The organism is Streptomyces sp. NBC_01520, from assembly GCF_045040375.1.
Lineage (GTDB): Bacteria > Actinomycetota > Actinomycetes > Streptomycetales > Streptomycetaceae > Streptomyces.
The window spans coordinates 4,172,020-4,187,356 of record NZ_CP109404.1 but is presented as its reverse complement, the minus strand read 5'-3'; the positions used below and the strand labels follow the sequence as shown (position 1 = coordinate 4,187,356).

12 protein-coding genes and 3 tRNA genes are annotated in these 15,337 nt (G+C 71.4%); 6 read left to right on the top strand and 9 right to left on the bottom strand.

The window, feature by feature from the left end:
- Positions 1-74: 74 nt before the first annotated feature.
- Together OG524_RS18780 and OG524_RS18775 are read right to left on the bottom strand one after the other, a co-directional pair.
- Positions 75-147 (bottom strand) — tRNA-Arg (locus tag OG524_RS18780).
- A 228-nt stretch (positions 148-375) separates the two neighbouring features.
- Positions 376-466, bottom strand: a tRNA-Ser gene (locus tag OG524_RS18775).
- A gap of 303 nt (positions 467-769) precedes the next feature.
- Between OG524_RS18775 and OG524_RS18770 the strand changes: the two genes are divergently transcribed.
- A complete protein-coding gene (locus OG524_RS18770) occupies positions 770-1,240 on the top strand; it encodes an SSI family serine proteinase inhibitor (protein ID WP_405811157.1) in 471 nt (156 codons plus the stop codon).
- 335 nt (positions 1,241-1,575) lie between these two features.
- Entirely contained in the window at positions 1,576-5,739 is a 4,164-nt protein-coding gene (locus tag OG524_RS18765) for a PAS domain-containing protein (protein ID WP_405811156.1), read from the top strand.
- A 106-nt stretch (positions 5,740-5,845) separates the two neighbouring features.
- Here the strand turns inward: OG524_RS18765 and OG524_RS18760 are convergent, their stop codons facing one another.
- The 3 genes from OG524_RS18760 to OG524_RS18750 all read right to left on the bottom strand — a co-directional run bounded on the left by OG524_RS18760 (position 5,846) and on the right by OG524_RS18750 (position 8,734).
- Positions 5,846-7,492, bottom strand: coding sequence for a long-chain fatty acid--CoA ligase (locus OG524_RS18760; protein WP_405811154.1), 1,647 nt, complete (start codon positions 7,490-7,492; stop codon positions 5,846-5,848).
- Positions 7,493-7,629: 137 nt separating this feature from the next.
- Positions 7,630-8,184 carry a SigE family RNA polymerase sigma factor gene (locus OG524_RS18755; RefSeq protein WP_405389645.1) on the bottom strand — a complete coding sequence of 185 codons (555 nt, stop codon included), beginning with the start codon at positions 8,182-8,184 and terminating at the stop codon, positions 7,630-7,632.
- Positions 8,185-8,422: 238 nt separating this feature from the next.
- Positions 8,423-8,734, bottom strand: a complete 312-nt coding sequence (locus OG524_RS18750; protein ID WP_405811153.1) for a hypothetical protein — start codon at positions 8,732-8,734, stop codon at positions 8,423-8,425.
- A gap of 279 nt (positions 8,735-9,013) precedes the next feature.
- Here OG524_RS18750 and OG524_RS18745 point away from each other — a divergent pair, with 279 nt between their 5' ends.
- Positions 9,014-9,892, top strand: a complete 879-nt coding sequence (locus OG524_RS18745) for a bifunctional DNA primase/polymerase (protein WP_405389647.1) — start codon at positions 9,014-9,016, stop codon at positions 9,890-9,892.
- Between the two features lie 41 nt (positions 9,893-9,933).
- Here OG524_RS18745 and OG524_RS18740 read toward each other — a convergent pair whose 3' ends face one another.
- Positions 9,934-10,224 carry a hypothetical protein gene (locus OG524_RS18740; protein ID WP_405389648.1) on the bottom strand — a complete coding sequence of 97 codons (291 nt, stop codon included), beginning with the start codon at positions 10,222-10,224 and terminating at the stop codon, positions 9,934-9,936.
- A 140-nt stretch (positions 10,225-10,364) separates the two neighbouring features.
- Between OG524_RS18740 and OG524_RS18735 the strand changes: the two genes are divergently transcribed.
- Positions 10,365-11,096 carry a hypothetical protein gene (locus tag OG524_RS18735; RefSeq protein ID WP_405811151.1) on the top strand — a complete coding sequence of 244 codons (732 nt, stop codon included), beginning with the start codon at positions 10,365-10,367 and terminating at the stop codon, positions 11,094-11,096.
- Positions 11,097-11,196: 100 nt separating this feature from the next.
- Here the strand turns inward: OG524_RS18735 and OG524_RS18730 are convergent, their stop codons facing one another.
- The 3 genes from OG524_RS18730 to OG524_RS18720 all read right to left on the bottom strand — a co-directional run bounded on the left by OG524_RS18730 (position 11,197) and on the right by OG524_RS18720 (position 13,478).
- The gene (locus OG524_RS18730; RefSeq protein ID WP_405812476.1) at positions 11,197-11,571 is read right to left on the bottom strand and encodes a hypothetical protein; all 375 of its coding nucleotides are present in this window, start codon (positions 11,569-11,571) and stop codon (positions 11,197-11,199) included.
- Positions 11,572-11,834: 263 nt separating this feature from the next.
- Positions 11,835-11,921 (bottom strand) — tRNA-Ser (locus OG524_RS18725).
- A gap of 60 nt (positions 11,922-11,981) precedes the next feature.
- On the bottom strand, positions 11,982-13,478 hold the full coding sequence (locus tag OG524_RS18720) for a S1C family serine protease (protein WP_405811150.1): 1,497 nt from the start codon (positions 13,476-13,478) through the stop codon (positions 11,982-11,984).
- A gap of 197 nt (positions 13,479-13,675) precedes the next feature.
- Here OG524_RS18720 and OG524_RS18715 point away from each other — a divergent pair, with 197 nt between their 5' ends.
- Entirely contained in the window at positions 13,676-14,503 is an 828-nt protein-coding gene (locus tag OG524_RS18715) for a glycerophosphodiester phosphodiesterase (RefSeq protein WP_405811146.1), read from the top strand.
- A gap of 140 nt (positions 14,504-14,643) precedes the next feature.
- Complete coding sequence (locus OG524_RS18710) at positions 14,644-15,237, top strand: ATP-binding protein (RefSeq protein WP_405389692.1); 594 nt, start codon at positions 14,644-14,646, stop codon at positions 15,235-15,237.
- The last annotated feature ends 100 nt before the right edge of the window (positions 15,238-15,337 follow it).

Here is a 15,337-nt window from a genome sequence, read left to right as displayed (position 1 = left end):
AATCCGGACGCGTTGATGTCACTCGCTGATGTCAGAGGCCCCCTGGACGATGTCCAGGGGGCCTCTGAGCTGCGTGCACTCGGCAGGATTCGAACCTGCAACCTTCTGATCCGTAGTCAGATGCTCTATCCGTTAAGCTACGAGTGCGTGTCCTCGGCCTGAGCCTTGGTCCCGCCCCCCGGACTTTTCTGCCCGGTCGGCGTTGCGAGAACAACATTACATGACCTGCGCCGTCACGCGAAATCCATTAGCCATACCGCCCCTGACCTGCGGAAACACCGTTCCCGGGCCTTCTCGGGACGTCCTCTGCGCAAGCGCCCCCGGCCGGAACACGACCGAAGCCCCGTGCCAGCGGCACGGGGCTTCGGGATCTTGCGGAGGCGGAGGGATTTGAACCCTCGATGGGCTTTAAGACCCAAACCGCATTAGCAGTGCGGCGCCATAGACCGGACTAGGCGACGCCTCCAGCACACCCCGCGCGAGCGCGAGTGGTGCGTGCAGATGATGACACAGACGAGCGCGCTGTCACCAATCGCCGCCCACGGTACTAGGCAGGTGGGCAGCTAGGCAAAGCGCCCTGCGGCCTCGTGTGGCCTGTTCCGGTCGGCCCCCCATGAGTTGCGCAACGTGCGGACGTGCGGAGCGTTAGAGAAGGCGAGGGCTCCGCCCTCTGTCCGCCACCGACCACCTGCCCGGCGCGCACGCACCCACCGGCGCGCGCGGGAGCAGTCCGGCGCGCCCGTCGCGCCAGAACACAACAGGAGCCCGCATGCTGCGCCGTCTCACTCTCACCGCCGTCGCCTCCCTGGCCGCGCTGTCCGCCGCCGCGCCCGCCGCCACGGCCGCGGCTCCTCTCCTTCCGCTGCCTCCTCTCCCGCTGCTCCAGGGGGACTGGCTGGACCGGCAGGACGAGCAGACCCGGCTCACGGTGACGGTCTCGGAGTCCGGCAATCCGAAGGCCGACGGAACGTTCGAGCTGGAGTGCGATCCGGCGGGCGGCAGCCACCCCGTCGCACAGCGGGCCTGCGATCTGCTGGACGAGGCCGCGGAGTCGGGCAGGAACCCCTTCGTACCGACGGACCGGAACGCCATGTGCACCCAGCAGGCGGGCGGGCCGGCCGCGGCCCGGGTCAGCGGGACCTGGCAGGGGCAGGGGGTCGACGCCCGCTTCAGCCGTGCCAACGGCTGCGAGATCTCGCGCTGGAACAACCTCGTGCCGGTACTGCCGTCCGCGAGGTAGCCGCCGATCGGCCGCGGAAACCGCCCGGGAGGCCCGCCCGAATGTTCTCCGGACGACTCACCGGCGGCACCTGAGGCAGGCTTCCGTGGGGCGTGCGCCGGGGCTTTCGACCTGGGGGGCCGGCGAACATCGGCGCACGTCATAGGGGGCGCTCGCGGTCACGACATAGGCCGCCGGCGTACACCGTGTGCACAGAACCTTGGTGAGAGCTCCCCCTCATCCGCCGCCGCGCAGCCCGTCCCTGCCTTTAGACTCGTCGCGTGACAGCCTGAGGCCCGAGGGGCAGGATGGGGCCCGCTGTCGGCAAGGTGCGGTATTCAGGGAGGAAGCGTCTCGTGAGCAGCAGGCCATCCCGAGGCACTGCTCGCCTCGCAGCCATACTCGACGCCCTCCCGGACGGGCTCCTGCTCGTCAACTGCAACGGCACGGTCGTCAACGCCAACACCATCGCCCTCGAGATGTTCGAGACCCCGGGCACCGCGCTCGTGGGCCGCGGACTGCTGGATCTGCTTCCGGAGTTCGACTCCCGGCTGATCCCGGGGTCGATGCGCAGGCCGGATGCTGCGGACGAGCAGGGCAGGACCAAGCCGACGCGGATGACCGCGCGCCGGACCGACGGCACCGAGTATCCCGTCGAGGTCACCAGCGCCGGCCTGGACAGCGGCCAGGCCGGGTACAACGACATCAACTCCAACTTCACCGGCGACGAGCTGCTCATGCTCGTCGTACGGGATCTCTCCGGCACCGTCGACACCGAGGCCGAGCTGGCCCGTTCGCAGCGCCAGACCGAGATGATCCTGCGGGCCGCCTCCGAGGGCGTCGTGGGCACGGACATGGACGGCCGGGTCGTCCTGGTCAACCCCGCCGCCGCACAGATCCTCGGCTTCCGCGCCAGCGACCTCGGCGGCAAGGAGCTGCACACCCTGATCCTGCACTCGCGGGCCGACGGCGAGCCGTTCCCGTACGACGGGTCTCCGCTCGCGGACACGCTCAAGTCCGGCCGGAAGCACCGGGTGCGCGGCCAGGTGCTCTGGTCCAAGAGCGGCGACCCGGTGCCGGTCGACCTGACCACGGCGCCGGTGCGCGACGGGGACCAGTTGGTCGGCGCCGTGATGACGTTCACCGACCGCAGGCCCTTCGAGGAGCTGACCCACCAGCACACCGACGAGGTCACCGGGCTGACGGAACGGCACGCCGCCGAGGTCGCCGAGCTCACCGGGAGCCACCGGGCCGAGGTCGCCGCACTGGCCGAACAGCACGCCGCCGAGCTGGCCGACCGGACCGAGCGGTACGCCTCCGAGCTGGAGGAGCAGGCCGACCGCCTCACCGGCCTCGACGCACGGCACACCCAGCTGACCGCGGTCCTGGGCGAGTCGCTGCGTGGTCCGCTGGAGGAACTGCGCGGCGAACTGTCGGCCCTCGCCGCCGACCCGGCCGGCCAGCTCTGGCCCGAGGCCAACCAGATCCTGCACCACCTCGCAGCGGGCTACGCCCGGATGACGACGCTCGTCGACAACGTACTGAGTTACCAGCGCCTGGACGGCGGCACGGAGGAGCTCGTCAAGCAGCCGGTGCTGCTGGACTCGGTGGTGACCGCCGGCATCGACGGCGCGGTCGAACTGATCGGGCCCGGCCGCGCACAGTTCGCGGTGCACGCGCCGCCGATCGAGGCCGAGGTCGACCCGGGCCGGCTGATCACCGCGCTGGCCCATCTCGTCGCCGACGTGGCCGGTGTCGACTCGACCGGCAAGGCGCGGCTCATGCCGAGCGGCGGTTACGTCGACTCGACGGTCGTCGTGGCGGCGGCACAGCGCGGTGACGTCGTACGGATCGAGGTGCGCGGGCCGTTCGCCGGGGGTGACCCGGTGCATGTGCCGATCGTGCGCGGGATCGTACGGGCGCACGGCGGTGTGCTGCAGACACACGAGATGCCGGGGATGAGCGGCAGCGCGTACGTCCTGGAGGTGCCGATCGGTGCGGGCGCCGGGACGATCGCGCCCGCACCGGTACCGGTGCCCGAGGAGCCCGCCGTAGCGGAGCCGGTTCCCCAGCCCACGCAGGGCGGTCGGCGGCGGGCACGTCGGGCATCGACGGACGCGTTCCTGGAGAGCCCCGTGGACGGGGCCGGGGACACCGCGGCGGCCGAGCCGACCGGGCGTCGCAGGGCACGCCGTGAAGCCGACTCCACGCAGGAGCAGCAGGCGCAGGACGTGATCCCGCCCCAGCAGGGTGAGGGCTCCGGGCGCAGGCGTGGTCGGCCCAGCCCGGCGGAGACGGGTACCGAGGTCCGGGCGGAACAGCCCCGGCAGGCCCTGGCCCTCCCGGCCGCCGCGTCCACCACTCCGTCCGAGGGGTCCGTGGTGACCGCGGCCGAGGGCGCGCAGGGCGGTGGTGGCCGACCGCAGCGCGGACAGACCGTACCGCCCCGAGGGGTGCCGCAGGAGGCCGCCCAGGGGATGCGTACGCGTCCGGGCGGGGGAAACCAGGCCGCGCTTCCCGCCCTCGCCTCCGCCGAGTCGTCGCCACAGCAGCAACAGCAACAGGGCAATCAGGCACAGCAGTCCGGGGCGCGGCGGGCCCGGCGGGCCCTCGCGGCCACCCAGGAGCACTCCGCCCCGGCCGAGGCCGCGACGCCGCGCAGCGCCTTCGCACTGCCGCCCGCAGACGCGGACCGCGTCCAGCCGGGCGCGCCCGGGGCCATGGTTCCGCCGCCGGTGACACCCGGCGTGCCCGGTGCAATGGTTCCGCCTGGCGCGACAATCGCACCGGAAGCACCCGTCGTACCGGAGGCCCCGGCCACACCCGTAGCACCCGCCCCGCCCGTCGCTACGGCTCCGCCCGCCGTACCGCAAGCGGCACCCGCCGCGCCGGAAGCTCCCGCCGCCGGTGGTCAGCCCGTTCCCGTCGCACCCGGTGCGACGGACGGTCCGCCGCCGGAGCGCCACGACGTCGTACGGACCGCGCCGGACGCGGACCACACCCCGCCGCGGGCGCACCCCGTGGCGTCCGGCCGTCGCAGGGCGCGCCCCGCGGACGCGCCGGAGCAGCCCGGTCAGCCGGTCCGTCCCGGCCATCCCGTTCCCGGGCAGCCCCTGCCCGCCGTTCCTCCGCAGCCCGACTGGTCCCGTACCGGCACCTCGGGGCAGGGCCTGGCCGCGCTCACCCTGCACGACGACGCGCCCGACGAAGCCGACGCACCGGATTCGGCGGCCGACGAGTCCTGGGTGGGCCCCGGCAGCACCACGCACACCACCGGCACCGTCGCCGCCCCGGCCGGGCCGTCTCCGGCGCCCCATCCGGCCGACGACGCCCCCGCGCCGGACGCCCGGCGCCAGCCGCTGCCCGCCGAGGAGCCGACGTCCGCGTCCGCCTCGTCGGATTCGACGCAGGGCCGCGCTTTCAGCGTGCGGACACTGGGGCAGGGCGTGCCGTTCGCGCAGCACCTCGCGCATCAGCAGAACCAGACGCTCGGCGGTGCCGGGCGCCGTCGCAAGCTCGCCGCCCCGCCCGAGGCGGAGCGCCCGGCCGCGCCCGCCCCGGCGCAGCCCGCCGCGCCGGGGCCCGTACCGCCGCAGCCGGGCGCCGTGGGCGCTCCGGGCGGCACCACTCAGGGCTCCGGCTCGGGTCAGCTGCTGTCCGCCCCTGCGGCCGAGGGACGCGCGTACGCGATAGGGGCGCCCGACGAGGGCGCCGAGGGGCCCGAGCCGCTGGACGGCCCGGGCGGTGCTGTCGAGGTGGCCAACCGTCCGCAGCCCCGGCCCGTCGACGACGAGCTCCCCCCGGAGCCGCTGGACAACCCCCGGCGGCTGCTCGTCTGGCCCGCCCCCGACGTATCCACCCAGCAGGCGCTCAGCGACCGCGGCTACCGCCCGGTGATCGTGCACTCCCGCGAGGAGGTCGACGCCCAGATCGCGGCGTTCCCCGCCGCCCTGTTCGTCGACCCGCTGACCGGGCCGATCACGCGTACGGCGTTGCAGTCGCTGCGCCAGGCGGCTGTGGCGGCGGAGGTTCCGGTGCTGGTGACGGCCGGTCTGGGGCAGGCCACCCGGGAGGCCGCGTACGGTGCCGACCCGGCCGTACTCCTCAAGGCGCTCGCCCCGCGCGACAGCGACCAGCATCCGCCGCGGGTGCTGGTGATCGAGGAGCACGAGGAGATCGCGCTGGCCCTGACCGAGACGCTGGAGCGTCGCGGCATGCAGGTCTCGCGGGCGTCGGGCGACAGCGAGGCGGTAGACCTCGCCGGCCGGATGCGGCCGAACCTGGTGGTGATGGACCTGATGCAGGTACGTCGCCGGCGCGCCGGAATCATCGACTGGCTGCGGGCGAACGGCCGCCTGAACCGCACGCCGCTCGTCGTCTACACCTCGACCGGCATGGACGAGGCCGACCTTCCGCTGCTCACCTCGGGCGAGACCGTGCTCTTCCTGGCCGAGCGCTCGACGAGCGACGAGGTGCAGTCCCGCATCGTCGATCTGCTGGCGAAGATAGGGACGAACTGACGGTCGGTGCCGTCACCGGACGACGTACGGGGCGAGGGCGGTACGGGACCTCCCGTACCGCCCTCGCCCCGTCCCGCAACGGCCGGGATCCTTCGGGTCGTTCGGATCAGAGCTGCGTGATGTCGAGCTCGCCGTCCGCGTACTGCTTGCGGATCACCTTCTTGTCGAACTTGCCCACGCTCGTCTTCGGCACCGCCGCGATGATCGTCCAGCGCTCCGGCAGCTGCCATTTGGCGATGGACAGGGCGAGGAAGGCCTTGAGCGCCGCGTGGTCGGCCGTGGCGCCCTCCTTGAGGACGACGGTCGCGAGGGGACGCTCCCCCCACTTCTCGTCGGGCACGGCGACGACCGCGGCCTCGGCGACATCCGGGTGCGCCATGATGGCGTTCTCCAGTTCGACGCTGGAGATCCACTCGCCGCCGGACTTGATGACGTCCTTGGCCCGGTCGGTGAGCGTGAGGAATCCGTCGTCGCTGATGACTCCGACGTCACCGGTCTTGAGCCAGCCGTCCTCGCTGAACTTGTCCTCCGGGCGCAGGTCACCACCGTCGGCGCCGCCGTAGTACGCACCGGCGATCCAGGGTCCGCGGACCTCCAGCTCGCCCGCGGACTCGCCGTCCCACGGCAGGTGCTCGCCGCCCGGGCCGACCAGCCGCGCCTCGACACCGGCCGGGAACCGGCCCTGGGTGATGCGGTAGGGCCATTCCTCCTCGTCGGTCAGTCCGGCGGGCGGATTGGCCATGGTGCCGAGCGGCGACGTCTCCGTCATGCCCCAGGCGTGGCAGAGGCGCACGCCCAGCTTGTCGTAGGCCTCCATCAGGGAGGGCGGACAGGCGGCGCCGCCGATGGTGACGCGGGCCATGGACGTCAGGTCGCGCGGCTTCGCCATGACCTCGGCGAGCAGACCCTGCCAGATCGTGGGAACGGCCGCGGCGTGCGACGGCTTCTCCTGCTCGATCATGTCGGCGAGCGGGGCCGGCTGCAGGAAACGGTCGGGCATGAGCATGTTGACGCCGGTCATGAACGTGGAGTGCGGCAGGCCCCAGGCGTTCACATGGAACTGCGGGACGACCACGAGGGTCGTGTCCTTGTCCGTCAGACCCATCGACTCGGACATGTTGACCTGCATGGAGTGCAGGTAGATGGAGCGGTGGGAGTAGACGACGCCCTTGGGGTCGCCGGTGGTGCCGGAGGTGTAGCACATGGCGGCGGCCTGGCGCTCGTCCAGCTCGGGCCAGTCGTAGGTGGTGGGACGGCCGGCGAGGAGCTCCTCGTAGTCGTGCACCCGCGGCGTGACGCCCGCGAGCGCGGAGCGGTCCCCCGGACCGGAGACGACCACGTGCTCGATGGACGGCAGGTGGGGGAGCAGCGGCACGAGCAGCGGCAGCAGCGAGCCGTTGACGAGGACGACCTTGTCGTCGGCGTGGCCGACGATCCACACCAGCTGCTCGGCGGGCAGCCGGAGGTTGAGTGTGTGCAGCACGGCCCCCATGGAGGGGATCGCCAGATACGCCTCGACGTGCTCGGCGTTGTTCCACATCAGAGTCGCGACCCGCTGGTCGCCGTCGACGCCCAGTTCGTCGCGCAGGGCGTTGGCCAGCTGCGTGGCACGCCTGCCGATCTCGGCGAAACTGCGACGATGCGGCTCGGGCTCGCCGGTCCAGGTCGTCACCTGTGACTTCCCGTGGATGGTCATCCCATGTGTGAGGATGCGGGTCACAGTCAGCGGTACGTCCTGCATGGTGCTCAGCACGGCGTCCTCCCGGTGGGCGCTACGTGGCAGTAAGGTTCCGCTGATTCTGCGCACATACCAAGCGGTATGTCACTACTCCCGGGAGTACGAATCGGTGTCGGTCGGCAGATTCGGGCTATGACGCTCCCTCGCGCGGCTCAGCGGACCGGGTGCAGCTCCGGGTCGTCCCGCAGCTTTCCGAGCGCCCGCGACACCGCGCTCTTGACCGTACCGACGGACACTCCGAGGACTTCGGCGGTCTGGGCCTCGCTCAGATCCTCGTAGTACCGCAGGACGACCATGGCCCGCTGCCGGTCGGGCAGCTTCAGCACGGCCCGCCACATCGCGTCGTGCAGCGACTGCTGCTCGGCGGGGTCGGAAGCGGGTGCGGTCTCCCTCTCGGGCAGTTCCTCGCAGGCGAACTCGTCGACCTTGCGCTTGCGCCACTGTGAGGTACGCGTGTTCACCAGGGCGCGGCGGACGTATCCGTCGAGCGCGCGGTGGTCCTCGATCCGCTCCCAGGCGACGTACGTCTTGGTGAGAGCGGTCTGCAGCAGATCCTCCGCGTCGCTCGGATTCGCGGTGAGGGAGCGTGCGGTGCGCAGCAGCACGGGGCCCCGTGCCCGTACGTACGACGAGAACGATGCGTAGCGACGGTGTCCGGCGGAGGCAGCGACCGCCCTGGAGGCGCCGGTGCAGACTGGCGTGGTCATGACTCCACGCTAGGAGCGGGCGCCGCCCGGGGGATCGGCCCCAGGTCCCGAAGCGTCGTCCGCCTCAGGTTGTAGGGGTGGGGCCTGCCCCACCTCCTGAAGGTGGAGGGGCCACGGTCCGCCCTCAGGGTCCTCACCCGGGGACGGACCCGCCCCCCGCCTACGGACAGCGACCCCGCGACAGCCACCGGACGTGCCGCCACATGGGCCGATACGGTCCGACCGCCGGCCCGGCGACTCACCAGAGCGGCGAGAAGTTCACCGCGACGATGTCCGTGGACTGGTCGATCAGCGTGAACGCCGATCCGCTCACCTGGGCCGCGTTGCTGTGGTTCGACGCACCGGCGCCGACGGCCTGCTGCTGCGACGTGGACGAATTGCCGACGTTGTCGCCCCCGACGCCACCGGACCCGATCGTCGCGACCGCCGCGTTCGATCCGTCGTTCGCGAACGAGCCGTTGTCGGCCACCGCCACGCCACCGAACAGAGCTGCGACAAGCGGCAGGGCGGCAACGGCGGCGAGGGTACGAGCGGTACGGGTGCTTGCCATGTCAATTTCCTCCAGGAAGCGAAAGTACGGCTTGGTACGGCTGGTCCGGAGCGAGTTGGCCGACTGCCCCGATGCTGGTCACGACGTCGCGAGACCAAAGTTGCCCACCGAATCCCTGGTGAACCGCCCATGATTCCCGATTCCCCCGCAAGCATGAGGACCACCCGATAAACCTCTCGGCCGCCCTCAACCGGCCGGCCCTCACGCCGCACCGGGAAAAGCGTTCCGCCACCCTCACACCCCCTTCCCTTCTTCGAACGCCTGTACGAAAATGGACCCATGGCCACCATCGACCGGCAGACCGCCACACTGGCCCTGGCCCACGCGCTCTCCGCCGCCGAGCGCGGGCTCCCCGTCTTCCCGCTGTCCGCCACCAAGCTCCCCGCGCTTCGCTCCCCGCACCACGACGACGTACGCCCCGCCCACTGCCGGGGCGCCTGCGGGCTGCCCGGTCACGGCGTCCACGACGCCACCACCCACCCCGCCGCGGTCCGGGCCCTCTTCGCCGCCGCCCCCCGCGCCACCGGGTACGGCATCGCCTGCGGACGGCCGCCCCACCGCCTCATCGGCATCGACCTGGACATCGACGCCACCCACGGCAACGACTCCGTGGCCGCGCTCCAACAGCTCGCCCTGCAACACCTCTTCACCATCCCGGCAACCGTCACCGTGATCACGCCGAGCGGCGGCCGGCACCTCTGGCTGACGGGACCGTCCGGCATCGACGTGCCCAACTCCGCGAGCCGGCTCGCCCCCGGCATCGACGTCCGCGGCGCCGGCGGCTACCTGGTCGGCCCCGGATCCGTCACCACCCGCGGCAGCTACCGGCTCGCCCCCGGCACGGCCCACCTGCCGCCCGCCCCCTGCCCCCGCGCCCTCCTGCGCCTGCTCACACCCCCCAAGCGCCCGCACCACCCCACGGGCAGCAGCCATTCCCCCGCCGGTCAGGGCCGTGGCCTGGTGCAGTTCGTCCTGGCGGCCCACGAGGGCCAGCGCAACACCCGCCTCTTCTGGGCAGCCTGCCGCGCCTACGAACACGGCTTCGGCGACGCCCTGGCGGACGCCCTGACCGACGCGGCGGTCCGTACGGGCCTCTCCGAACAGGAAGCCCGCGCAGCCATAGCCTCAGCCGCCCGACTGACCTCGGAACGCCCCTGACGGCCCCCGATCAGGCCCGGACCCGCCGGTTCCAGGGCTTCTCATCGCAGGCGGGCAGCCTCGCGCGCCTCGACGACGAGGGCCTGCGCGTCCAGCACCACATCGCGCAGGCGCCCCGGCTTCACGCCCTCGGCGTCCATCCACGCGTCGAGGCGCAGCCTCACGTACCTGACGTTCCGGACCCCGTACCGCCGCAGCATCGAGCGGTGGACCGAGATCTCCTCCTGGATCTCCCGCCGCAACTCGTCGGTCCAGCCCTGCTCACGATCGACCGGCCCCAGAGGAACTTTCAGAGCGACCACGGCCTCCTTGAGGGACTCCGTCAGATCCATGACACTCCCCACCGCACCGCCGACCACACCGCCCGAACTGACGGGGGCCCATGATGCACGGCGCGCAACGGACATGGGAACCGCGTGCTTCACAGACGTGCGTGACGACTTCACCGGCAGCCTGAGAGACGATCTCCGGCGTGACGAGCGGAGCGGTGACAGGTGCGGGATCGGGCGGCGACGAGGTCGATGCCTGGCGCGAACGGCTGGGCTGGGCGTTCGGCCTCATAGCCGACGATCCCGCCGAGCGGGCGGCGGCGCTCGCACATCTGGCCGGGGCCAGGGCGAACACCTGGGCGGCCCTTGACCGGTTCAACGAGCTGTGGCAGCTGACGAGGCCACTGGGGACGGAGGAGCAGTATCAGGAGCAGTCCTTCCTACGGGCGCACGAGGTGTACATCGACATCCGCGGTCGTTCCCTTCCCGACGGGCTGTGGGAGGGGGCCGACGGGCCGGGCCTGCCCTATGCGCTTCTCTTTCTGGAATGGGAAGCGCGCTTTCCCGGTGAATGGACGGAACACGCAAAGGCATGGGGCACGAAACAGTGGCTCATCCGCAGCATGGCTGCCGCCGACCACGATCAGCCGACCAGGGCAAAGCTCACCGACCTCGTAGAGATCGTCGTCCGGCGGGCGTACCGCTGCAAGGACCGCGAGTACGTTCGCGTCGCACGAGCGGTCGACGGCGAGCATCTCCGCCACAGGCTCGGTGAGGCCGCCGCGTCGGACAACCCATGGGCACGGCTTCACGCCGGCTATGTCCTCTGGCTGCTCGAACGCCCCGAGGTACCGAACACACGTCACGTTTGGCGGACATGGGTCTCGGAAGCATCCGGAAAGCAGCCTGGCTCGGCCGATCCCCGCAACCACTGACGCATGGCATCACCCATCCAGGATCTTGACGCAGACGGTGTGAACCCTGCCGACCGATCCGGCGAGAGCTACGGATCAGAATTCCCCGCAGGCCAGACCTTCAACTCGCCCCACCTCGTTCCTGAAGTGGTGATCGCTCGACCCGGCGTTGCAGACGGGCGCAGGCCACCAGAGTGCTGCCGCCTTCGGCGAAGTAGCAGAGGAAGGCCCATTTCTGATCGGCAGAACCGATCAGTCCTCCGCACACCGGCCGGCCGTGCTCGCGGAGGAGCCGCACCATTCGTTCCAGCCCAAGAGGTTCGACTCCGTGCAGCCGCATGCGCCGAAGCCGGTGGGCAAAGACCCCGGCATGCTGCTCTGCGGGATGCGTCGTATCCCACACGTTGTAGGCGGCGCCGCTGCGGAGGGCGGCCAGAGCAGCGGCGGATACCTCGTCGTCACCGGCCAACAGCTGCTCCAGCACATGCCGTTCCATGGTCACCCCCGCCAGGTTCCTGCGATACGGCAGCCAGGTACCGCAACCCGGCGCCGCCCGCGCCCGGTAGCGCCCCTCCGGGGCCTCGCAGCGGCCGGAAACGGCCGTCACCGACCGATCCGGCCAGAGCTACGGCTCAGAAGGTGCTCGTGCCCCTGCCGTGCCCGGCCCTCCGGGAAACCGCGGGGAACCACGGACACCGAGGGACAGGACGCACGAGAACGACCCCCGACCGATACACCTGGTCAGGGGCCGTTCAACTGCGGTGGGTGTGGGATTTGAACCCACGGTGACATCGCTGCCACGACGGTTTTCAAGACCGTTCCCTTAGGCCGCTCGGGCAACCCACCCCGCGCCGTGGCCCGACCCGGCAGCCGGGTCCGCCTCGACGCGAGGGACAGCCTAACCGGTCAGCTGTCGCCCTTGCGCTCGCCCAGGACAACCTCGGCCGTGGCCGTCCTGCCGTCGCGCTCGTAGGTGAGCGTGACCTTGTCGCCCGGCTTGTGGGTCCAGATCTCGCCGATGAGGGTCGGTCCGCTCTCGACCACGGTGTCGTTGAACTTCGTGATCACGTCGCCGGCCTTCAAACCCGCCTTGGCCGCGGGACCGTTCGGCGTGACGGCCGGAGTGCCTGCCGCGCCCTGGTCGGAGATCGCGGCGCCGCCGGTCTTCTCCTCCATCGTCACCGTCGCGCCGATGACCGGGTAGACCGGCTCACCGGTCTTGATCAGCTGCTCGGCGACGTTCTTCGCCTGGTTGACCGGGATGGCGAAGCCGAGGCCGATGGAGCCCGCCTGGGACTGGCCCGCACCGCCTCCACTGGTGGACTGGATCGCCGAGTTGATGCCGATGACCGCGCCGCCCGCGTCCAGCAGCGGACCGCCGGAGTTGCCCGGGTTGATCGAGGCGTCGGTCTGCAGGGCGCTCATGTACGAGTTGCTGCTGCTCGATCCGTCACCGGAGGCGACCGGGCGGTTCTTGGCGCTGATGATGCCCGTGGTCACCGTGTTGGACAGACCGAACGGCGCACCGATCGCGATGGTGGAATCGCCCACCGCGACCTTCTCGGAATCGCCGAGGGGCAGCGGAGTCAGTCCGTCCGGAGCCTTCTTGAGCTTCAGCACGGCCACGTCGTAGCCCTCCGCGCGGCCGACCACCTCGGCGTCGTACTTCCTGCCGTCGGAGAACGTCGCGGTCAGCTGACCGCTGTCCGCCGCGGAGGCCACCACGTGGTTGTTGGTGAGGATGTGGCCCTCCTGGTCGTACACGAAGCCGGTACCCGTACCGCCCTCGCCGTCGCCGGACTGCGCGTCGATCGTGACGACGCTGGGCAGCGCCTTCGCCGCGACACCCGCGACCGTGCCCGCGTCCCGCTTGAAGTCCTTCGGGCTGTTGGAGGCCGCGACCGTGGTCGAACCCGCGGAGGAGCCGTCGTCGTTGCGGTCGGCGGCCCAGAACCCGAGGGCACCGCCGACCCCACCCGCGACCAGGGCCGCCACCACGACCGCGGCGACCAGACCGCCCGCACGGGGCTTGCGCGCAGGCTCGGCCGCCTCCGGTGCCGGGGCGCCCCACACCGCGGTGCCGCCGCCGTCCGCGTACGACGGGACGGCGGGCGGGGGCGGCGGCCAGGCCTCCGAGGCGGCGGGGGGCTGCTGCGGCGGCGACGGGGGCTGGTGGGCCTGCTGGTCGTACTGGGTGAAGGACGGCCCGGGGCCGCCCTGGTGCGTCGCGGCCGGAACCTGGGCCGTCGGTGCGTCCACGGGGGCGGGCGGGGTGGCCTCAGGCGCGGACGGACCTCCCTGCGGGGTGCCCTCGGGAGCGGCAGCCGGCACGGGAGGTGCGGACGGAACAGACGGTACGGACGGAACCGCGGTGTCCTCGTTGCCCTCGTTCTCGGTGCTCACAGCTCTTTACTCCTCGGTTCCACTCGGCGTTCGGCAAGAGATCCGCTGTGCACGTGTCTATGGTCAGCTTTTCCCACAGCACGTCAGGTCACTGTAAGCAGGACCTGTGCATCCGCACACCAATCTTTACATCAGGCAAAACGGTCTTACACGACAAGGGGTCCGCACCCGCCCCGTCACGGTGACACCATGGCGCCGTGACCCACGCACGCCGACCCTCCGCACACCCTCCCATCCAGGTCATCGCCCATCGCGGGGCCTCGGACGACGCCCCCGAGCACACCCTGGCCGCATACCGGAAGGCGATCGAGGACGGCGCCGACGCCCTGGAATGCGATGTCCGCCTCACCGCCGACGGCCAGCTCGTCTGTGTGCACGACCGCAGGGTGAACCGCACGTCCAACGGCCGGGGCGCCGTCTCCGCCCTGGAACTGGCCGATCTCGCCGCACTCGACTTCGGCTCCTGGAAGGACCGCGAGGAGTCCCCGGACTGGGATCCGCTCCCGGGCGAGCTCACGTCCGTACTCACGCTGGAACGACTCCTGGAGCTGGTCACCGAGGTACGGGCGACCGGGCGGCCGCTCCAGCTGGCCATCGAGACCAAGCACCCCACGCGCTGGGCCGGCCAGGTCGAGGAGCGGCTGCTCCACCTGCTGAAGCGGTTCGAGCTGGACTGCCCGCCGGCCGACGGACCGTCCCCGGTACGCATCATGAGCTTCTCCGCACGGTCGCTGTACCGCGTCAGGGCCGCCGCGCCCACACTGCCCACGGTCTTCCTCATGCAGTTCGTCTCCCCGCGCCTGCGCGACGGACGGCTCCCCGCCGGGGCCCGGATCGCCGGCCCGGGGATGAGGATCGTACGCAATCACCCCGGGCACATCGAGCGACTGCACCGCGCGGGCCACCGCGTGCACGTCTGGACCGTGAACGAGCCGGAGGACGTCGATCTCTGCGTGCGCCTCGGCGTGGAAGCAATCATCACAAACCGCCCCAAACAGGTGCTGGCGCAACTAGGCCGCTCTTAACATCAGTTACAGGGGGTGCACCGGCGCATTCACTCCGCATCCGATCGTTACGAGTGCATCACTGACAGGGCATTGGCCGGTTTCCGGTGAAGCCCAGGGGGGCATCCAATCCGTGGCGTGGGGCAAAGGAGGTCTCGGGGGTGGCGTTTGTGGTGGCACAGGAAGTGCCCACGTCGTCGAGCATGGCCGTACCCCATGGTCCTGCCGGCGTAGGGCAGGCACGGCATTGCATGCGTGAGCAGCTGCGCAGCAACGGGGTGTCGGACACGGTCGTCGACGATGCTGTATTGATCCTTTCCGAACTCCTCAGCAACGCCTGCCGGCACGGCAGGCCGCTGGGACAGCACGCAGAAGTCGGTGACGGCGACATCCGCGCCGCCTGGCGTGTGGACAGAGCGGGTGACCTCACGGTCGAGGTCACGGACGGCGGCGGCCCGACCAGGCCGGTTCCGGCCACACCGTCGGTGACCGCGCGCGGCGGACGCGGGCTCAACATCATCAGTGCCCTCGCGGAGAAGTGGGGGGTACGGGACGACACCTCGGGTGAGGTGACCGTCTGGGCCCTGGTCTCCTCCGACCACGGGCGCACGGCGTTCCCCGCACGCTCCACGCCCCTGGGGCGCACGGCGCCCGGCCGTCGCGACCGGGAAGGGTCGCACGGACTGAACGGGCGCGGCCCGCTGGACGAGTTGGACTTCGCCGACGTTCTCGACGCCTTCGACGACGTGGGCTGAGAGCCGGGCCGACGGACGGCACGACGGAGCGGACCGAGGTGGGCGCGCCGGCAGGTGTGCCCCGGCGGTGACAGGGACGGCTAGGCTCGCGGCCGAGACC